This is a genomic window from Pseudoalteromonas sp. SCSIO_11900 (assembly GCF_000576475.1).
Lineage (GTDB): Bacteria > Pseudomonadota > Gammaproteobacteria > Enterobacterales > Alteromonadaceae > Pseudoalteromonas > Pseudoalteromonas tetraodonis.
The window spans coordinates 361,756-383,448 of record NZ_KK070025.1 but is presented as its reverse complement, the minus strand read 5'-3'; the positions used below and the strand labels follow the sequence as shown (position 1 = coordinate 383,448).

The 21,693-nt window shown below is 40.7% G+C and carries 16 protein-coding genes and 1 pseudogene; 6 read left to right on the top strand and 11 right to left on the bottom strand.

Annotated elements, in window-relative coordinates; all coding sequences use genetic code 11:
- Positions 1–26 precede the first annotated feature (26 nt).
- The 8 genes from BG00_RS15935 to BG00_RS15900 all read right to left on the bottom strand — a co-directional run bounded on the left by BG00_RS15935 (position 27) and on the right by BG00_RS15900 (position 11,972).
- Entirely contained in the window at positions 27–1,655 is a 1,629-nt protein-coding gene (locus BG00_RS15935; RefSeq protein WP_036983882.1) for a diacylglycerol kinase family protein, read from the bottom strand.
- Between the two features lie 315 nt (positions 1,656–1,970).
- Positions 1,971–2,591: a TetR/AcrR family transcriptional regulator gene (locus BG00_RS15930; protein ID WP_036983881.1), complete on the bottom strand. Its 621-nt coding sequence runs from the start codon at positions 2,589–2,591 to the stop codon at positions 1,971–1,973.
- Positions 2,592–2,728: 137 nt separating this feature from the next.
- Positions 2,729–4,138: an efflux transporter outer membrane subunit gene (locus tag BG00_RS15925; protein ID WP_036983880.1), complete on the bottom strand. Its 1,410-nt coding sequence runs from the start codon at positions 4,136–4,138 to the stop codon at positions 2,729–2,731.
- A complete protein-coding gene (locus BG00_RS15920; RefSeq protein WP_036983879.1) occupies positions 4,138–7,269 on the bottom strand; it encodes an efflux RND transporter permease subunit in 3,132 nt (1,043 codons plus the stop codon). The genes BG00_RS15925 and BG00_RS15920 overlap by 1 nt, the downstream gene beginning before the upstream one ends.
- A 12-nt stretch (positions 7,270–7,281) precedes the next feature.
- Positions 7,282–8,451, bottom strand: coding sequence for an efflux RND transporter periplasmic adaptor subunit (locus BG00_RS15915; RefSeq protein ID WP_036983878.1), 1,170 nt, complete (start codon positions 8,449–8,451; stop codon positions 7,282–7,284).
- A 201-nt stretch (positions 8,452–8,652) separates the two neighbouring features.
- Positions 8,653–9,942 carry a polyamine export protein PaeA gene (locus BG00_RS15910; RefSeq protein WP_036983877.1) on the bottom strand — a complete coding sequence of 430 codons (1,290 nt, stop codon included), beginning with the start codon at positions 9,940–9,942 and terminating at the stop codon, positions 8,653–8,655.
- Between the two features lie 120 nt (positions 9,943–10,062).
- Entirely contained in the window at positions 10,063–10,764 is a 702-nt protein-coding gene (locus BG00_RS15905) for a substrate-binding periplasmic protein (protein WP_036983876.1), read from the bottom strand.
- Positions 10,765–10,862: 98 nt separating this feature from the next.
- Positions 10,863–11,972, bottom strand: coding sequence for an arginase family protein (locus BG00_RS15900; RefSeq protein WP_036983875.1), 1,110 nt, complete (start codon positions 11,970–11,972; stop codon positions 10,863–10,865).
- 412 nt (positions 11,973–12,384) lie between these two features.
- Here BG00_RS15900 and udp point away from each other — a divergent pair, with 412 nt between their 5' ends.
- Positions 12,385–13,140, top strand: coding sequence for a uridine phosphorylase (gene udp / locus BG00_RS15895; protein WP_008112319.1), 756 nt, complete (start codon positions 12,385–12,387; stop codon positions 13,138–13,140).
- Here the strand turns inward: udp and cdd are convergent.
- The gene (gene cdd, locus BG00_RS15890; protein ID WP_036983874.1) at positions 13,129–14,058 is read right to left on the bottom strand and encodes a cytidine deaminase; all 930 of its coding nucleotides are present in this window, start codon (positions 14,056–14,058) and stop codon (positions 13,129–13,131) included. The two genes, udp and cdd, sit on opposite strands and share 12 nt — an antisense overlap.
- A gap of 122 nt (positions 14,059–14,180) precedes the next feature.
- Complete coding sequence (gene ppc, locus BG00_RS15885) at positions 14,181–16,826, bottom strand: phosphoenolpyruvate carboxylase (RefSeq protein WP_036983873.1); 2,646 nt, start codon at positions 16,824–16,826, stop codon at positions 14,181–14,183.
- A gap of 120 nt (positions 16,827–16,946) precedes the next feature.
- Between ppc and BG00_RS15880 the strand changes: the two are divergent.
- The 5 genes and pseudogenes from BG00_RS15880 to BG00_RS15860 all read left to right on the top strand — a co-directional run bounded on the left by BG00_RS15880 (position 16,947) and on the right by BG00_RS15860 (position 20,827).
- A pseudogene (locus BG00_RS15880) lies at positions 16,947–17,346 on the top strand (thiol-disulfide oxidoreductase DCC family protein).
- Positions 17,343–18,068, top strand: coding sequence for an SDR family NAD(P)-dependent oxidoreductase (locus BG00_RS15875; protein ID WP_036983872.1), 726 nt, complete (start codon positions 17,343–17,345; stop codon positions 18,066–18,068). The pseudogene BG00_RS15880 and the gene BG00_RS15875 overlap by 4 nt, the downstream one beginning before the upstream one ends.
- An 11-nt stretch (positions 18,069–18,079) precedes the next feature.
- A complete protein-coding gene (locus BG00_RS15870) occupies positions 18,080–18,688 on the top strand; it encodes a flavin reductase family protein (RefSeq protein ID WP_036983871.1) in 609 nt (202 codons plus the stop codon).
- Positions 18,689–18,826: 138 nt separating this feature from the next.
- Positions 18,827–20,047, top strand: a complete 1,221-nt coding sequence (locus BG00_RS15865; protein ID WP_036983870.1) for a M24 family metallopeptidase — start codon at positions 18,827–18,829, stop codon at positions 20,045–20,047.
- A gap of 120 nt (positions 20,048–20,167) precedes the next feature.
- Positions 20,168–20,827: a DsbA family oxidoreductase gene (locus BG00_RS15860; RefSeq protein ID WP_036983869.1), complete on the top strand. Its 660-nt coding sequence runs from the start codon at positions 20,168–20,170 to the stop codon at positions 20,825–20,827.
- Positions 20,828–20,836: 9 nt separating this feature from the next.
- On the opposite strand, the gene BG00_RS15855 is transcribed toward BG00_RS15860, so the two are convergent.
- Positions 20,837–21,673: a substrate-binding periplasmic protein gene (locus BG00_RS15855; RefSeq protein ID WP_036983867.1), complete on the bottom strand. Its 837-nt coding sequence runs from the start codon at positions 21,671–21,673 to the stop codon at positions 20,837–20,839.
- Positions 21,674–21,693: the final 20 nt, after the last annotated feature.

The window sequence follows — 21,693 nt, the reverse complement described above, 5'->3', positions numbered from 1 at the left end:
AGCAATGGCGTAATACATACGCCTTTCTAATCAGTTGTTTGCTCTTGGCATATTACATTTAACGACGCTGGCTGAATGCTCACCACCACTTTATCTGCAGATTTGACCTCGCCATCAATCACATAATTAAGTCTCTCATCTGCGCTTATCTCAACACGCTTTGCATTGGTATAATGTGAGTTAATGGCAAAATGCGTTTGCGTAATACTGCTAAACATTAGCTCAGCAATACTCAATACCGTCGTTTCATTATCTTTGTTTGGCGTTAACCAGTTTACGTCTAATAATCCATCACGGTGGTCGGGTTGTCCCCCTCCTTGGGCTAAAAGGGTTGTAAATGGGGCAGCATTAGCGACAATAAAGCTATTTGTATTAATAGCTTCAGGCTCATTATCATCGAGTTTGACCATAAGCTTTTGCGCTTTATTCTCGCCAAAGGAATGTAAAAACCCATTTAAATAAGCAAGCTGGCCAGATTTATTTTTCGACTCTCGATCTGCTTTTTCAATCATTGCATGCTCAAAGCCAATGCCAATTAGCAATAACATCAAATCGTTATTACAATACGCGGTATCGATCAGGTTTGTCTGACCATCAATTATTAAATCGCACGCTTGCTCAACAGGAATAAATTTAGATTTTATTCCCATCAGCACATGGGCCAACGCATTAGCTGTCCCCAACGGTATAATTCCTAATCGACACGATGTACCCACCAACACACTGGCAACCTCAGTGACTGTGCCATCTCCACCGCAGGCAATTATAATATCAGGCTCGTGCTCTATAGCTTGTTTAGCCAATGTAATGCCATTTTGTTCCGGTGTAGTTTTTAAAATAGTTAAATCGTAATACGCAGATAAACGCGCAACAATTAAATGCTCTTTTTCAGACCATAACTTAGTGCCTGAAACCGGATTAGCAATTAAGTACGCTTTATTTTTTATCAGTAGCTCCCCCTTACGGTGGCGCTTAACTAAATGGCGTAATTGGCGTTTATTAAGGTTAGCAGTTTCACGTGTTTCTTTGATTTGTGCCAGAATATCATGTACATCCGCATCTTTATTTTGACTCAATAAATACGCTGCCATAACAAACACCGAACGTCCGCGACCTAATGCACAATGCACCACAACACGACGGTCTTTCTTTATATGGTGATGGATCCAGTTAATGGCTTGGTTTAACTGTGAATGTGTAGGCACACTGTGATCAAGAACAGGAATATTTAAATAATCAATATTTTCTTGGGTAGATGTCCACTCAAGCCCATCAAATTCACAGGTAACGTCCAAAACAGCGGTAATACCATTTTCTTTTAATGTATCTATATCTGAGGGGAACAAACGACATGCTAAAAATAGATTATCGTTTATTTGTTGAATAGGCGGTACTTTGTCGCGCTTGCGTGACCACGCATTATAAAATTGTGCACCTAATAAAAAAGGTACAAAAGCCCAGCGAATGTAAAAAGGGATAACGCCATTTTCTCGCTTTCTGAATATTTTCCCCGCATTAAAAAAATAAGCACCGCTGACTAATAGTAGTGAAAGTGCGGTCCAAAAAAACGCAACTGCAAAGTAAATGGAGTTAACCGTTAATCCTAAGACTATAAATACCAATGCTGTTACAAGATAACTTACTGCAGCCCACATGTGCTCTCCTTAAAGTTGGTAACGCAAAATTAACGCTTTTAATATAGCTCAAAGACTGCAAGTAATACGCCAAAAAGCAACTATTCTTGTTTACTGTATTCAGGTATAAAACGCAAGCTTACAACAAACCGCCAAAAAAAACCTAGTGCATTGATAATACTAAGTTATATTTTTATTTTCGGTTTCTATTTCAGCTATTCAAAGCTAGTCTTTATTTATAATATTAACCTTAAAGCTGTTTATAGCTAAGACTAGCCCTTTCTTTTTTACAATTGTAACGGTCAAATATTCATGGTTACTTAATAACTTAGCGTATTAATTATCAAACGGCATAAGTAATGTTTTCATCGCTGGACGCAGTGCAATAAGCACGGTTTCTTCTGTTAACTCAGGAAACAGCATTTTTCGTAATAACAATCCTGCCATCACTGAAAAAATCACATTAATGCGGCTTTCAAGTTCTTGCTCTGAATGTGATTTTATTAAACTACTTTCACTAACTAATAAATCACGCATTCTGTTACGTGCTTGCGTGTCAGCCTCACGCAGTAATAAAGCGACTTTTTTGTTTCTACTGGCCTCTGCCATCATGTCTAAGTCAACAACGCAGGCCCCCGTGTCCATATGACGCTGCACACCATGGTGTAAGCCATCAAGTAACACCGTTAAAATATCGCCAGGTTGATCTTTAAACTCTTGAAATATGGAAAACATTTCTTCCATATCTTGTTCAATAATACTTTCAATTATGGCTTCTTTACTTTCAAAGTAATTATAAATATGGCCGGCACTCATCCCTGCCGTTTTAGCTATTTCTGCCATACCTGCGCCATGGTAGCCTTTGCGACGAAAACAATCAGCAGCGGCGGTTAATACCTGCTCGCGACGCGCTTGTGCTTGCACCGGATCTAGGTGTTTTTTATTTTTAGGTTTCATTTGAAACTCCAGTATCGAGTCTCTTAACTCGAAATATTTAGCGTTTACTGCATTGATCACAAAAAATAAACGCTAAATGGCATTACTTTAATCACGCATAAAACCTTTTATTGTTAACAGGCTTTATGCGTACTAATTTACTTAACGGTTGAAGTAGTGGTCTGCCAGCCGCCGCCAACCGCTTTGTATAAATTGATTTGGCTTGCAAGCACAGCTTGTTGGCCCGTGATCAATTGCTGCCTTGCGCTATACCAAGTTCGCTGAGCGTCAAGCACTTGCAAAAAGCTATCAACCCCTTTGTCGTAGCGCGCCTGCGATAATTCAAAGGTTGTCTTTCGGCTTTGTAATAACTCCTCAAGAGCCATTAACTGTGCGTTATAGCCTTCTCTATCCGCAAGTACATCAGCAACTTCACGAAATGCTTGCTGTATTTTTTGCTGGTACGTTGCTACAGCAACTTGTTGCTCTGCGTTAGCGACATCTAAATTTGCTTGATTTCGACCCATATTAAAAATAGGTAAATTTACCGATGGCATGAAGCTCCATGTGCCTGAGCCTGCATCAAATAAATTACTTAAATCACGTGATGCAGTTCCTGCATTGGCAGTTAAACTAATGCTCGGGTAAAACGCTGCACGGGCAATACCAATGTTAGCGTTAGCGGCTAACAGCTGATGCTCTGCTGCTTTTATATCTGGTCGCTGCGTTAATAAATCAGAAGGTAAACCCACAGGCACACTAGGCAAGTCTAATAAATAATTTAATGACTTACTTGGCAGTAAATCCTCACCTACCGTTTTACCTACTAATAAATCAAGCGCGTTTTTATCGCGTTTCACTAAACGTTGGTATTTAGCAATATCAACTTTCGCTGTGGCTACCGTACTTTTAAGTTGTTCCAGCGTAATTTTAGAAGCTGCCCCTAAATCAACACTTTTTTGGGTTAATGATAAGGATGCTTGCTGCGATGATAACGTCTCTTGTGCCAACGCTAACAACTGTTGATCGGTCGCGTAATTTAACCAAGCATTAGCAAGCTCTGCAATTAACGACACTTGCATGGTGTATTGGCTCAGCTGAGTGGAATAAAGCGTTTGTAATGCTTGCTCTGACTGATTGCGTACTTTACCCCATAAATCTAACTCGTAAGCCGTCATGCCTACCGTTGCACTGTATTGAGAACTTATTTGTGGTTGACCACTTGCTGATAAATCGCCGGGTAAACGCTGACGACTTCCTGATGCATTAAAATCCAGTGATGGATATAACGCTGAATCTTCAATCTGATACAAACCACGCACGCGCTGAACATTTAAAGCAGCTATTTGTAGGTCTTTATTATGTTCAAGACTTTGTGATATCAGTGTTTTAAGTTTTTCATCATTAAAAAACTGCTGCCATTTTAACGAGGACACCTGCTCATCCCCTGTCTCTGATGCATACGCATCAGGGACAGGTAAATTTAGCGCTTCTTGTTGAGGAGCTAACTGACATCCAGATAAAATTGCTAAAGTAAAAGCACTAAAACTGATTGCTCTTAAACTCATTATACTTCCTCCTGCGAGGTGGTTTTAGCTTTTCCTGAAAACAGTCTACGTACTAAAACAAAAAACAACGGTACAAAAATAACAACCAATGACGAGGCGGCAAGTGTTCCACCAATAATTGAAATACCTAATGCATTTTGTGCACCTGAACCAGCACTTGAGGCAATAGCTAATGGAAGCACACCACACACAAAGGCCATTGAGGTCATTAAAATAGGACGTAAGCGAAGGCGTACAGCGGCAATCGCCGAGTCAACTAAGCTTAAGCCTTCTTCCATTTTATGAATCGCAAACTCAACGATTAAAATGGCATTTTTAGAGGCTAAACCTATGGTGGTTAATAAACCCACTTGTAAGTAAATATCGTTTGATAAGTTACCCATAAAGGCGGCTACAATCGCACCAAAAATACCCAGTGGCACAATTATCATTACTGCAAATGGTACTGACCAACTTTCATAAAGCGCTGCTAAACATAAAAATACAAACAACAGTGATAAGCCATATAGCAATGGCGCTTGGCCGCTACTTGAGCGCTCTTGAAACGAAATACCAGTCCACTCAGAGGCAATACCGTTAGGGAGTTGCTTGACTAAACGTTCCATTTCATCCATTGCTTGCCCTGTACTGTAACCTGGCGCAGCTGTTCCTTGAATTTCCATAGCAGAAAAACCATTATAACGCTCAAGACGTGGCGAACCATAGGTCCAATGCGAACTGGCAAATGCTGAAAATGGCACCATATCACCGCTAGCATTACGTACATACCATTTGTTTAAATCCTCAGGCACCATTCGCGATTCAGCATCGCCTTGTAGGTATACTTTTTTTACACGGCCGCGATCAATAAAGTCATTTACATAACTACTACCCCAGGCTGTTGCAAGCGTGCTGTTAATATTAGCTTGCGAAACGCCCAGTGCCTGAGCTTTTGCAAGGTCTACATCAAGCTGGAGCTCTGGCATATCTTCTTGGCCATTAGGTCGTACGCCCGCGAGAATTGGGCTTTGGCTTGCTAAGCCTAATAACTGGTTACGCGCGGCCAGTAGAGCCTCGTGGCCAAGTCCAACACGGTCTTGTAAAAACATATTAAAGCCATTGGCTGTACCTAGTTCCACAATCGCTGGCGGCGGAAATGCAAATACAAACGCTTCTTTAATGGTAGAAAAATAGCCCATTGCTTTACCTGCAACTGCTTGCACAGATAAACCTTCGCCTTGACGCTCATCCCAGTGCTTAAAGTTAACAAAGGCAATTGCTGAGTTTTGGCCAGAACCTGCAAAACTAAATCCAGTCACCGTGAAAATACCATTTACAGCATCCGATTGATCGTTCAAAAAGTGTTTTTCTACTTTTTTAACTACTTCAAGCGTTTCTTCAGTCGTTGAGCCTGCTGGTAATGACACCTGATTAAACAAAATACCTTGGTCTTCATCTGGTAAAAATGCCGTTGGTAAGCTTGAAAAAATATACACCATACCCGCTACAATAAGGCCATAACATAAAAGATAGCGCTTAGATAAACGGATCATACGACTGACAAGACTTTGTGCGCCTGAATTAGTTTTATCAAATCCGCGGTTAAAACCACTGAAAAAACGACCGAATAACGAGCTGTTATCGTGAACATGGCTTGGTTTTAAAAGCGTAGCACACAACGCAGGTGTTAAAATAAGCGCCACCAATACCGATAGTCCCATTGCTGATACCAACGTAATAGAGAACTGACGATAAATAACACCGGTAGAGCCACTAAAGAACGCCATCGGAATAAATACCGCCGACAGCACCATAGCAATACCCACTAGCGCGCCTTTAATTTCATCCATTGATTTACGTGTTGCCTCAAGCGCAGAGAGTTTTTCTTCGCTCATTACACGCTCAACGTTTTCTACTACAACAATGGCATCATCAACCAGTAGGCCTATGGCAAGTACCATGGCAAACATGGTTAATGTATTTATTGAATAGCCAAACGTGTACAAAATACCAAAAGTACCGAGTAACACCACCGGCACAGCAATCGTTGGAATAAGCGTAGCGCGGAAGTTTTGTAAAAAAAGATACATAACAACAAAAACGAGTACCACTGCTTCTATTAAGGTATGAACCACTTTTTCAATCGATAGTGATACAAAAGGGGTGGTATCGTAGGGTACAACAACGTCTAATCCCTCAGGGAAAAACGCTTTAAGCTCTGCAATCGCAGCTTTTACACCTTCAGCTGTATCAAGGGCATTTGCCCCACTGGCAAGCTTAATACCTAGGCCTGATGCAGGTTTTCCATCGTAACGAGCTACAACACGGTAGCTCTCGCCACCTAGCTCCACACGCGCTACATCTTTAAGGCGAACAAACGAGCCATCAGCGTTTGCTTTTACTATAATTTGTTCAAACTCTGCTGCGGTTTGCAAACGGCTTTGTGCTGTTACCGTTGCATTGAGCTGCTGGCCTTCAACCGCTGGCATGCCCCCTAATTGACCAGCAGATACCTGTGCATTTTGCGCACTAATTGAGGTGCTAATATCAGCAGGGGTTAATTTGTAGTTTTGCAACTTAGCTGGGTCTAACCAAATACGCATAGCATATTGAGAGCCAAATAGCTGAACTTCACCCACCCCTTCAACACGCGAGATAATATCTTGCACATTAGACGAAACATAATCACCAATGTCGATATTGGTCATGCTGCCATCTTTTGATACAAAACCTAATACCATTAAAAAGTTACGTGCAGACTTAGCCACCGATACACCTTGCCTTTGCACTTCTTCTGGTAAAAGCGGTGTAGCTGTGGCTAACTTGTTTTGCACTTGTACCTGTGCAATGTCTGGGTCTGTATCAGCGCTAAATGAAAGCGTAAGCGTAGCCGAACCACTCGACTCAGACGTAGATGACATATACAACAAGCCATCTAGTCCTTTCATTTTTTGCTCTATAACCTGGGTAACCGTATCCTCTAGGGTACGAGCTGATGCCCCTGGGTAAGTAGCGGTAATGCTAATTGCTGGCGGTGCAATTGACGGGTATTGTGCTATTGGTAAACTTTGAATAGCCAACACACCTGCAAGCATAACCACGATAGCAAGCACCCACGCAAAGATGGGTCTGTCGATAAAAAATCGTGACATTAAAACTCTCCGTTATTGCGCTTTGTCGGCTGTTGCAGACGGTGAAACTTCTGAAGGGCTAACTGGCGCACCTGGGCGAATTTTTTGTAAGCCTTCAACAATTACTTTATCGCCATCAGCTAATCCAGCGGTAACTAACCAGTTAGAGCCAATCGTTCTATCTACTTTTAACACGCGGCTTTCTACGGTGTTTTCTTTACTTACAACCATCGCTGTTGGCTCACCTTTGGTGTTTCGGCTTACTCCACGCTGCGGCACTAAAATAGCGTCTTGTTTTACACCCTCAACCACTGAGGCACGTGCATACATACCCGGTAGTAATAACTTATCTGGATTTGGGAATTTAGCGCGTAAAGTTACCGACCCAGTGCTTGGGTCTACAGTTACTTCAGAAAATTGTAACGTGCCTTTAATTGGGTAAATAGAGCCATCTTCCATTTGCAGCTCAACGTCGGCTTGTGCTTTTGAGTCAACACTTAGTGAACCAGAAGAAATGGCTTTTTTAAGTTGAATTAGCTCGTTGCTTGATTGCGTTAAGTCAACATAGATAGGATCAAGCTGAGTAACGGTTGCCAGTGCCGTTGTTTGATTAGCACTTACAAGCGCACCAACAGTAACGTTCGATTTACTAATTTGACCACTAATCGGAGAAGATACATGGCTGTAATCTAAGTTTATTTGTGCAGATTTAAGCTGTGCTTTTGCTGTTAATAGCTCGGCTTGTGCTTGCTTGTATGCTGCATCGGCTTCATCAAAGTCTTGCTGGCTTACCGCTTTAATTTCTAGTAATTCTTTATAACGCGACGCTTTAGATTTACTGCTTGCAATACTAGCCTCTGCGCGCGCAACGGCCGCTTTGCTGGCTGCGAGTTCTGCTTCATAAATGTCAGGATTAATTTGATAAAGCGCTTGGCCTTGCTCAACCTGTGTGCCTTCTTCAAATAAGCGAGATTGAACAATACCACTTACTTGAGGACGAATTTCAGCAATTTGAAACGCACTAACACGCCCTGGTAATTCTTTTTTAAGTGTAATAGCTTGGCTTGTTAAGGTGACCACACCAACAGGTGTCGCTGCAGGAGCAGAAGCCTTAGGCTGTTCAGCAACCTGATCACAACCACTTAAAGCAACAGAACCAACGAGGGCCGAAAATACAAAAAAAGCGATGCGGGAACGCTGCATGTAAAATACCTTTTAGTTTAGAATGAACGATCATTCTAAACTAAAGTAAAGCAATTAAAAATAGCTACTGAGCAACATTTACACATTTTTACAATTGAATAGATAAGTAACACAAATAACAGCTGAGTTATTTAAGCAACACCCATAAAAAAAGCAGCCAATGAACTTTCATTGGCTGCTCTTAAGCTATGTTGGCTGTCATTATTCGTTGTCAGTATTAACTCTAGAGACTAGTAATTGCTCAATACGAATTCCTTCCACGTCCACAACTTCAAATTTAAAACCTGCAAATAAAACAAACTCTGCGCGTTTAGGAATATGTTTCATGGTATAGATTAAATATCCGGCCACGGTTTCATAATGATTTTGATCAGGAAATTCATCAATTTCAAGTACCTTCGCCAGCTCAACAATCGGGGTTAAGCCATCTACTAACCAAGAACTCGCGTCGCGCTCAATAATTAACTCTTCACTTTGATGAGTAATTAAATCGCCCATAAAACCTTTCATTAAATCTTTAACCGTAACAATCCCAACCACCAAAGCATACTCATTAACTACCACCGCAAAAGGATGTACAGCGGTTTTAAACGCATTTAACGCTTCAGATAAACTCAATGTTTCGGGCAAGAAAAAAATATCTTTATCAAGCATGTCATCGTTAATATTTGCCGCCTCACCTTTGAGTACTTGGCGTAAAATATCTTTAGACTCAACAGAGCCAATTAACTTATCAAGATTGCCTTTGCACACTAAAAAGTGATTATGCGGGTGATCTATAATTTTATTTGCTATATCGTCGCTAGATTCATCAATGTCAAAATAAACAATTTGCTCACGCGGTGACATAACGCTTGATAAAAAACGCGCTTCTAAATCAAATACATTTCCTATTAAATCATACTCTTGTTGCTGTAAACTGCCATATTCAGCACCAGCATCCATCATCGCAACAATATCTTCAGTGGTCACAATATCTTCACGTTCACTGGGCACTTTAAACACCCGTAAAACAATATTGGTTAAGCCATTAAAAAATAGTACCAGTGGCGTGAGCGCAAAAGTAACCCAGCGCATAATTGTCACCACTCTCACCGCAACGGCCTCAGGTAAAATCATCGCTAAACGCTTTGGTAGTAAATCGGCAAATAAAATAAATAACGAGGTAATAATTAAAAAGGATAATACAAAGCTAATTTGCCCAAGTAATGGACCTTGATAAAACAGCTGTAGTATTTCTTGCATATAAGGAGACAATGCTTGCTCGCCAACAATCCCGCCTAATATCGCAATCGCATTGAGCGTAATTTGGATCATGGCGAAAAAAGCCCCAGGCTGCTCTTGCAGCTTTAAAACCGCCAAAGCGTGAACATTGCCCTCGTCCGCCATTACTCTTAACTTAATTTTGCGTGAAGCGGCAATCGAAATTTCTGACATCGCAAATAACGCACTCATCAAGATTAATAACGCAATCCCGATTAAATCACCCATTTATAACTCCAAAATAATCGCTTTTACAAGCAAATGCAGCTGGATTATAGACGCTTTTATAGACAGGGCAATTGATATTTAAATAATATTAATAACTAATAAAAATCAAAAGCTTAATATTTATAGTTTAGACTCATATGAAGAAAAAGCTACGCCAAGTTGTTGCTTTACGTTATCGGGGAGGTTTTTATTACAGGCAAAATATAAAGGGGCTTGATGGGCATTGATTGGCATTAGTAATTCGAGTTGTAATTTATTTAATAAATGAGATTGTTCATGGTTTATTCGCTGCGCTGGTATAACCACTAAATCAATACTCGAACTTCGTGTTTGGATTATCTTAAAAATATTATCAAAACTACTAAACAGCATTAAATTTTCGTTTTCTTTAAAGCCTTTTGAAAGTAGATAATGATGACTGTAGTTATCTTTTAAAACCGCAATACGGTATTGCTTAGCCTGCTCTAAATTAGTTAAGGAAATACCTTTGCTTTTAAGGGAGTAAAAATTAGTGTCAAATTGGGCGAGCTTAGCAAACCAAATAAAATTATGTTCCCGCTCAGGCGAACGAGAAATAGAAAATATACAGGTTTGGGGATCTCTCAGTGCAATATTGTAAGCCATACTCCAATCGCTTACAGAGATTGAATAATCAATGCCTGCGCTATCAAGCGCCAATCGGACTTTATCGGCAGCATCACCTACTAAATTGTTATTCGCGTCCAGATACTGCGCAGGCGCAAAGTTCTCTGTTACAACAGTAAGTTTAGCCGCACAATGATGGCTTACAATGAGCAATAATACGAAATACCACTTAGTCACAATAACCCACTATATAAAATTTAAGATGTTACTTTTTTGGTAAAAGCAAATTTAATATAGCGGATTAATTACAAATAGCCAATTTTGGGCCTGTGGGATTAACGATTCATTGCTGCAATTAAGAATGCTGAAATTTTAGCGCCTTCTCTAAGCGTCGTCTCTGAGCTTGATTGACCCACTAATGAGCTGTCGGTAAACGGCGCGATTTCCATCATATCTGCTCCGGTTATTGGAAACTCATCGGCAATGGCTGACAAAATATCAAGCGCATGCTGTGGTGTTAACCCATTTTCTTCAGGTGTACCTGTTGCTGAAGCAAATTGAGCATCTAGTGCGTCAATATCAAAGCTTACATACACTTCATCAACCTTGTCAGCCTTTAGTTGCGCGATTGTATCGGCAGCAACAGCGGCTGCGCCACGCTCAATAATTTCAGCAGCCCAGTGCTGTTTAACGCCAAAGGTACTTTCCCAATGTGATTTAGGCTTACCACTTGAGCGAATACCAAATTGAATTAAATGATGTGGCGCGGGTAAAAATTCTAAAATATGGGTACACCAAGAGCCAAAACATAAATCGATGCCCAAACGCTCTACGAGTAAGTCGGTGTGGGCGTCAAAATGAATAATAGCCGTACGTTTACCTTGCTCGCGTTTGGCTTTTAAGTACGCTTTTGTCAGCGGGTAACTAATAGAATGATCGCCACCAATGCCAAAAATTCCTTTATCGTGAAATGTTGCATAAAAGCTATCACATACATCTTCGGTGATAGACAGTGGACTTACGAAATGATCGTTATTGTCATTGCCATAAAGCGCTTTTTGGCAATTGGTAATTGTTGCCTCGTTTAAGTATTTATCGTGTAATAAATGCGGTATTACGCGCACATCACCTAAATCAAATGAACGACACTGTGTTTGCTGGTCAATTAAAGCTGAACGTAAAAATAAAGGCCCCCAGTTAGCACCGCGTAAAATACCACCACCACAATCAGAGCTAATCCCCAGCATAACCGCTTTGTGGGGTGAGTTAGGTAATTCATTTAGCGAGTCACGCCATAAAGCATCGACATTTTCAGTTTGACCATATAATTTATTTCTGAGTGCTGCTTTGCGTTCTTTTGCCGTATTAACCGTGAATACACCATCGCCAGGTGCACATAAACAGTGTTCAACTTTATTTTTAAATGCTTGAAATTGTGTGCTCATTGTAAACCCTTTTTCAATCTGAATATCTTGTCTATTATTGAGTAGTTATGCAAAACGACGAACGCTGAATAAATTAAAAATTAATTGTATGTGGTTATAAAAATCACTGAACGTTGTGTTCTGCGAGGTTAGGTCAGCGGCAAAACAATACAAAACCTACTAACTAACCTTATGAATATAAACAACTTAAAATTTAGCTAACAACTCTTTTAGCTAGCTACTGGTTTGCTCTGAGGTATGAATATAGTGTCTGAGCAAACAAGTCAACTGGCTCATTTTGTTAGTAATTTTAGCCATTGATTGAATATTCAGAGTTGATGAATAAATCAATACGGACATCCGTCCTGTACTTTATTTAGGTTTCTCGTAATCATGCTAAATTGACAACAACTCTTATTAAAAAGGCTTAGTTATGGAAAAAGTATTTCACTTAGGACTGTGTATTGATGATTTAAAAGGTGCAAAACTGGCTATTGTTCCAGGGGATCCAGATCGTGCAGCACGCATTTCACAGTTCTTAGATAATCCAACCTGCCTTGCTCAAACCCGTGAGTTTCACATTTATTTAGGCCAATTAAACGGCCACTCAGTGGTTGTATGTTCAACCGGTATCGGCGGCCCTTCAACGTCAATTGCGGTTGAAGAACTGGCTCAACTTGGCGTACGTAGCTTTCTTCGCATTGGCACAACAGGCGCGATTCAGCCGCACATTAACGAAGGCGATATTTTAATTAGCCAAGCCTCAGTTCGTTTGGATGGCGCGAGTCAGCATTTTGCACCACTGTGCTACCCTGCTGTTTCTGATTTTTTTGCCACTCAAGCAATGGTAAAAGCCTGTGAAAACCTAAACATCGATTTTCATATCGGTATCACCGCTTCAAGCGATACCTTCTACCCAGGACAAGAGCGTTACGATACGCATTCTGGTTATGTTCCTAAGTCATTACAGGGTAGCTGTGAAGAATGGCAAAAACTAGGCGTGATGAACTACGAAATGGAATCGGCTACTTTATTTACTATGTGTGCCGCTCTTGGCCTACAAGCAGCCTGTGTTGCCGGTGTATTAGTAAATAGAACACGTCAAGAAATTCCTAACGTAGACCACGGCGAGATTGAGAAAAAATCGGTTGCCGTGGTACTTGAAGCCGCTAAAGTGTTACTTGGCTAATGTTGCGCTAATAACCTCAAGTGTTGGCAAGCCAGTAAAGCTTGCTAACACGGCTTTTGCCACCCCAGATTGGTTTTCATGACCAGCCGTTTCTAATAACGTAACTGATTTTACTGTTTGCTTATCAAAGCTCAGTCCTGCTAAAAACAACTGACTCACAGCACTTTGTAATGGCGATAAACTCGGGCTGTACGCTGCATTTTCTGCATAGCTGCCATAAAAATCACCGTTTTCAAACGTACTTATTTTTACTGCACTGTAATTTTGGCTGTACGGCACATAAGCCGCTAAAGCATAACTCATCAGCTTTTCATCAAGTTGTTCGTTTTCAAAACAATTAGTTTGCTCTGCTGGGTTAAATAAGCTGTGCTCATTGCCTAAATCGGTTGGTCCAAATGAGTGAGGTAATAACTCTGCCAATTTAAAGTTTTGTGCTGGCAGTAAAATATCAAGCTCTTTCGCATCAGCGAGTTCATTCATAAATTGACGACAGTACCCACATGGGACATCACTAATCGCTATTTTAAGAATTTTTTTACCACCATTTAACCAGGCATTATTAATGGCAGATTGCTCACCGTGCACCACTAAACTAAGTGCTTGATGGTCAAACTCAGCGTTAGCGCCAAAATAAAAAGTGGTGTTTCCTTGTGAATCGAGCCCTTTTACAATTGCGCCGACATGAAATTTGGAAATAGGTGCAACCGAAAACTCTGAAGCCATAGGCACTAAGCCTTGTAATAAAATATCTTCGCTAACATTAAGCTCGGTGCAAAGCGCTGAAATATCGTTTGGGTATAAAATACCGCGTTGAGTTTTTAATTGACTGCGTAGAGCTTGCGTTTGCGCTACGTTTAATGAAATGTGTGAATTGCTAAGTGCTGTATTATGTTGCACTTTAAAAGTTGCTGAAGCCATAATAGTTTTTATTTGATCAATGGCTAAGTAGTGTAAAAGGTTGGCAAACTAAATACCAGCCTATTCAACGTAAAAAAAAGGAACACGTCGTGTGTTCCCTCTAAAACTAATCTAGTTTTGGATTAACCTGTATTACGCATACCCGCTGCAATGCCGGTCATAGTGATCATCAAAGCATTATCTATATCGTTTTCATTGCCTTTATCATCGCCACGAGAACGACGTAATAACTCAACTTGTAATACATTCAGCGGATCGGTGTATGGATTTCTAAGCCCGATAGACTCTTTGATCCAAGGCTGATCAGCCAATAAGCTTTTTTGTGGGCTTAATGATTGCACTAACGTTATAGCTTCACCAAGTTCATCACGTAAAGCTACACCCAGCGGCTTATACATCTCTTCCACCAGCGCATTATCGTAATGCTCACTCAACCAGCTATCCGCTTTACTAAATACCATTTCTAGCATTTCTAAACGCGCCCTAAAAAATGGCCATTGCAAGCTCATTTCACTTAAGGTTTCTATACCGTATTTTTCAAGCGCGGCTTTAAGCCCGCTCAATGCACCTAACCATGCAGGTAACATTAACCGGTTTTGACTCCACGCAAAAATCCATGGAATAGCACGTAAGCTCTCAACCCCTCCATTTGGATTTCGTTTTGCAGGCCTTGAGCCTAAAGGTAATTTTGACAGTTCCAATTCAGGTGTCGCCATTCTAAAGTAAGGCACAAAGTTTTCATCGTGGCGCACCACATTACGGTAATGCTCACACGACACATCGCTAATTAATGCCATTACTTCGCGCCACTGTGATTTAGGCTCTGGTGGTGGCAATAAATTACTTTGTAGTACCGCACCCGCATAAATATTTAAGCTTTGTAATGCCACATTAGGCAGGCCAAATTTAAAGCGGATCATTTCACCTTGCTCTGTTACCCTAAGCCCGCCTTTTAACGACCCCGGCGGCTGAGAATGCAATGCTTGTGCAGCAGGCGCACCACCACGGCCAACTGTACCCCCACGGCCATGGAATAAAATAAGCTCAATACCGCGTTCATCCGCTAGTTGTACGAGCTTATCCATTGCCTCATATTGTGCCCAACCAGCAGCCATCATGCCTGCATCTTTGGCTGAGTCTGAATAGCCAATCATTACATTTTGGGTGTTTTTAATGTGTCCACGGTACCACTCGTTATTTAAAAGTGTAGTGATGACGTTGTGGCCATCGTTTAAATCATCCAAGGTTTCGAATAAAGGCGCCACAGGCAGTTCAAAACCACAGCCAGACTCTTTAAGTAATAGCTGCACTGCTAATATATCAGAGGCAGTTCGTGCCATAGAGATAATGTATAAACCAAAGGTTTTTTCATCTTGTTGCGCAATAACATCAAAGGTGTCGAGCACCTCTTGCACTTCTGGACTTGGTTGCCAATGCCTAGGAATTAGCGGACGACGTGAATTGAGCTCTGTCAGTAAAAAAGCTTGTTTGTCTTGCTCTTCCCATTGATTGTAATCGCCAATACCTAAATGACGAGTTAATTCAGAAAACACATCGCTGTGTCTTGACGAATCCTGTCGTACATCCAGTTTTGCCAAGCGCAAACCAAAGCTATTTACACGATGGATCACATCTAATAGCAAGCCATCAGCAACCACTTGCATATTACATTTTAACAATGAGCGATAACACACCTCAATTGGGTGCTTAATTTGGTTAATATCAGTTATTAAATCTTGTGATTCTGTACGCTTGTTTTTAATTTTAGCGCTTAAATACATCACTGTTTCAGCTACTTGGTTTTTAAGCTCTTTGAGCACGGCTCGATAAGGTTCAAACTCTTGCCCTGCCAGTTTAATGAGCTCATCACTGGCATCAGACATTGAAAGTTCAGCACACAAAGTTTCTAAATCACGCTGGTATAAATCCAGCGCCATCCAACGGCCATGATCGAGTACTTGCTTAGTCACCTCAGCGGTTACAAACGGGTTACCATCCCGATCTCCCCCCATCCACGACGTAAATTCTATCGGGCTGTAGTTGGCTGGTAGCTCAAGGCTCAAATGCTGTTTAACATGCTGGCTAAACTCACGTAAAAAACGTGGCACGGCATCCCATAAGCTATTTTCAATTACCGCATAGCCCCATTTAGCTTCATCAACAGGGCTTGGACGAGAACGACGAATATCGTCAGTATGCCAAGCTTGGCTAATAAGCTGCGCAATTCGATTTAATATCGCTTCGCGCTCTTGCGCAAGGTTGTCGGTTCGCTCAAGCGACGCTAAACAATCGCTTAGTTCAACATGTTTGTTAATAATAGTACGGCGAGTCACTTCGGTTGGGTGAGCGGTTAGTACTAAGTTTATGTGGAGTTTTGAGAGTGTGTCGGCTAAATGATTATGATTAAGCTGACCTTGTTCGGCCTTTGCTGCTAACGTTTTTAATGTTTGAGTGAGAGGATTTAGTTGGCAAAAACCAACATCATTAAAACGTGATACGGTATGAAACTGCTCTGCAACATTAGCTAAGTTTAAAAAATGATTAAATGAACGGGCAACCGGTAAAAGCTCCTCATCACTAAGCGCATGGAGTACATCAATTAACGCTTGGCGATCGGCTTCATTGCCACTGCGAGATGATTTTGATAAAGCCCGAATTTCTTCTACTTTATCTAAAATCTCTTGGCCTTGGGCATCTTTAATAGTTTGTCCTAATAATTGACCAAGTAGATTTACATTACCTCGCAAGGCGGCATATTGTTCACTCATTTCTAGCTCTCCTTCGTTTCTTGGAGACCTATTAATATCACTAAGAGGGAATATTTAATAGATCCATTTGCATTGTCTTGTCGTAAAAAAGCATATGTAAAATAAACACAAAGCGATAACATGATCATTTTTTACGATGGCAATTGCCCACTGTGCAATGCAGAAATGCAACATTTAAAACGTGCCGATGTTGATCATAAAATTACACTAGAAGATTTAAATGCGGATGATTTTAATGAACGTTTTCCTGCAATCGATAAACAAAATGCCATGGATTTATTGCACGCCCAAACTGATAAGGGGCAGATGATTTACGGCTTAGACGTCACTTATCAAGCTTGGCGCACCGTTGGCAAATACCGTTGGCTTAAAATAATTCGTTTGCCCGTAATTCGCTTTTTTGCTGATCATGCTTACACTTTTATTTGCAAAATACCGCCATCATATAAGCCGTTTTTTAATGCCCAATGCGCAGTGTAGTAATGGTCAATGCAATATCAAATCTAAAGGTGAAAAATGAAAACAGTGATTTTATTTGGCGCCAGTAGCGCCATTGCACAATCCTACGTAAGTCATTTAAATCAGCAAGCAGCACAATTTAATATAATTTGTGTCAGCTCATCGAATATTGAGCATAATGATGACAGGGTAACCTATTTCCACAGCGACTACTCGGCGCAAAGCCTAAATGAGCTAACCCAGTCGTTAAAGTCACAACAAATTGAGCTTGCTCAGGTAATAATATTTAATGGTCAATTACACAACGACCAGCACATGCCAGAAAAAAAGCTCGAAGAAATTAACAGTGATTATTTTATGCAGCTTTTGCACTCTAATACACTTGTCCCCCTGCTGTGCTTACAAAGTATAGTGCCACTGCTTAATCACAAAACTCATTGCACAATTACTGCTTTAAGCGCTCGTGTAGGCAGTATTAACGACAATAAATTGGGTGGCTGGTATACCTATCGCGCATCCAAGTCTGCGCTGAACATGCTATTTAAAACAGCCGCCATTGAACTTGCTCGTCGCGCTAAAAATACCAAACTTGTTTTATTTCACCCAGGTACTACAGATACACAGCTCTCTAAGCCATTTCAAAAAAATGTGCCCGCAGGTAAACTGTTTACCCCTGACTTTGTTGCTCAGCAATTATTTAAATTTACTTACGAAAACCCACAGCTAGAACTCAACGGCGAACCTGCCTACTTAGATTGGCAAGGAAACACCATAAAATGGTAAGGAACAAACACATGCATTTTTCGAAAGACCGCATAGCCGCACTTGAAAAACATACCCGTACACACTTTATCAATTCACTTTCAGGGTTTAAAAGTGCAAACTTAATTGGTACACAAGACTTACAAGGTAATACCAATCTAGCCATTGTCAGTTCAGTTATTCATTTAGGCGCTCACCCACCTCTAGTAGGCATGATAATGCGCCCGCACAGCGTACCAAGGCATACATTCGAAAATATTATAGAAACAGGCGTTTATACTATTAACCAAGTAAATAGTGATATTTACCAGCAGGCACACCAAACATCGGCACGTTACGCTAAAGATGAGTCTGAGTTTAATGCAACCGGTCTCAAAACAGAGTACTTAAACGACTTTAAAGCGCCTTTTGTTGCACAAAGCCGACTAAAATACGCAGTAAAATTTGTAGAGAATCAGCACTTAGCTGTTAATGGCACTGAGCTGGTTATTGGCGAAATAATGGATGTTTATGTAGATAAATCAGCACTCCAAAGTGATGGCTTTTTAGACTTACAAGCCATCGATACCGTTGCAGTAACCGGATTAGATAGCTACCACACGGCGAATAAGCTCAATCGTTTACCCTACGCGAAAAAATAGCCCAAGGTTATCAAGTCCTTGGGAATAAGGGACTTGATAACTTCCTCTATTTGTTCAATCCCTTGTTCACTAATCGCAATTAGTTTGAATTGAACGCATTTAGCCTACACACTATGCAAAATTTTGTAGGAGAAATATATGACCACAGTTGGTATTGGTACACACACACCCGAACAAGCACTTGCTAGTTTAAGCAATATGACCCACTCAGTAACGCCAATTCAGGCCGATGAGTATTTAGTGCGTATGGCCAAAGCGCAAGCTTATATGCAAGCTAATAATATTGATGCGATATATTTAAATGCAGGTACTAACTTAACGTATTTTACCGGTATGAAATGGTACGCCAGTGAACGACTAGTCGGCGCTATTTTACCCGCCATGGGTGAGGTGCAATACATTGCCCCCCATTTTGAAATTGGCTCTTTAAATGGCTTTAAAGTCATTGATGGCCCAATACACGGCTGGCAAGAACACGAGAACCCGTTTGAGCTATTCGTTAAAGTGCTTAAACAATTGAATATTAGTGACACCGCTACCGTGGGCATTGATGAAAGCGCACAGTTTTTTATTTTTGATGGCATCAATAAAGCCAGTTCAGGGTTAAAACTAGTTAACGCACAACCTGTAACCGCACATTGTAGAATGCATAAATCAGCCAATGAATTAGCATTAATGCAATGCGCCATGGATATGACTTTAGCGGTTCATCAGGCTACGGCGAGCATGCTTTATGAAGGAATTAGTACAGTAGAAGTCGAAGAATTTATAAAAAAAGCGCATCAAAAAGTAGGTGCTCCGGGAAATTACTTCTGTATTGTATTGTTTGGCCTTGCTACCTCATTCCCTCATGGTGTAAAAGATCCACAAATTTTGAAAAAAGGCGACATGGTCCTTATTGATACCGGATGCAAAGTACACGATTACTTGTCTGATATCACGCGTACCTACGTATTTGGTGAAGCAACCAGTCGCCAGCGCCTATTTTGGGATTTTGAAAAAGCAGCCCAGTTAGCAGCTTTCAATCAAGCCGCCATTGGCAAAACCTGTGAATCGGTTGACGAAGCAGCCCGCAGTTACTTAGCAGCTCAAGGCTTAGGCCCTGAATACCAAACACCAGGTTGCCCACACCGCACAGGCCATGGTATCGGCTTAGACATTCATGAATGGCCATACTTAGTGGGCGGCGATAAAACCCCGCTTGCCACAGGCATGTGTTTTAGTAACGAGCCAATGCTGGTTATTCCAGATGAGTTTGGTGTGAGATTAGAAGATCACTTCTATATGACAGATGACGGACCGCGTTGGTTTACCCAGCCAAGCCACAGCATTGACGACCCATTTGGTTTAAACAGCTAACCTGAAAACATTCAATAAAAGAGCAGCACTTTCGCTGCTCTTTTTATGTTCAATGATTGATAAACTAAACTTCATCCCAATATCCATTGTTATTAAAAAAGCAATCCTTCAAGGATCCTTATGAAAAACTTAAAAATAGATATCGTCTCAGATGTAATGTGCCCGTGGTGTATTATTGGGTATAAAAACTTAGAAGCCGCATTGGCAGAATTAAAAGACGAAATGAGTGCGGATATTACATGGCACCCTTTTGAGCTTAATCCGGATATGCCACTTGAAGGGCAAGACTTAAACGAGCACTTGCAGCAAAAATACAGCTTAACCGAAGAAGAAAGCGCGCGAAATCGTCAAAACATGGCGGATGCGGGTGAACGAGCTGGCTTTACCTTTAATTTTGACGGTAAACGCATTATGATCAACAGCTTTGATCTACACCGCTTGCTAATGTGGGCGCGTGAAGAAGGCAAACAAACTGAGCTGAAATTGGCGTTTTTTGAAGCACACTTCACCGATTTAAAATATTTAAATCAAGAAGATGCGTTACTGGATGTGGTAGAAAAAGTCGGCCTTAACAAAGACACAGCCAGAGAAATTTTACACTCAGATAAATACGTACAAGCGGTACGCCAAGAGCAAAATAACTTTAAACAAATGGGAATAACCTCAGTACCTACTTTCATTATAAATGATAAGTACGCGCTTACCGGTGGGCAACCGAGTGAATCGTTTATTCAAGCACTTAAGCAAATAAGTGAAGAAGAAGCCAAGCAGGAGCAATAATTTTTCGGGTTAGGCTACATTGTGTGGCCTAACATTATTAATTTTTAAGTTAAACACCCGTCTGTTGTTTAAATTAAGCCCGTTTTCAACATCATGATAATAGCGCTCATAAAGCGCGTTTAACTCGCCGCTATCTGCTAACTTTGTTAAGCCTTGCTCTAATAACTCAATGATTGCTTTGTTATTTTCGTTTGCGTAAAAATAATAGTAATTATCGTATTGCAGCATAATATGTGGCTCAATAACAAAGTTATACTGAGGATGTTTACGTATCTCGGCTTTTATTGCTGTAACTGAACGCGGAAAATAATCGCCAAGCTCCTCGTCTAACGCTTTTAACATGCTTTCATAACTCAAATCACCATTAACTGTTAGGCCATTGTTTTTTAAAACATAAAAGTCTGACCAACTTTGTTTTTGCAACGCAATAAATGGTTTTAGCTGTGCCAAGGTTTTGATATCAGAAAATTCTTTTAACCGACTTTGTTTAACCATGAGCAAGCGCTTTGAATGCAGCCCATTGTAAATAGGATAACTTGTGTGTATTAAATTTCTTTGCTCTGCAAGGGCGCTTGGCATAGTTAACCAAGCTAAATCAACATCACCGTTACGTTTGAGCTCTTGCAAAATCCTTTTAGTATTCATTGGCTCAATGCTGTAGGCAATATTGAGCTTTACATTAACCTCTGCAAAGCTCTTTTCTAATAACGTTAAAATATAGTGGTTTTTTGGTATGTCTTGCGTGCTTGGTTTACCGAGCTTAAGGGTGAGCGTTTGCTCAGTGCTACTGGCAAAAAATGCCACTGCCATTAAAATCAAACTGCAGCATAAAATAATAAGCTTCATAGTTATTCCAAGTTGCTTTA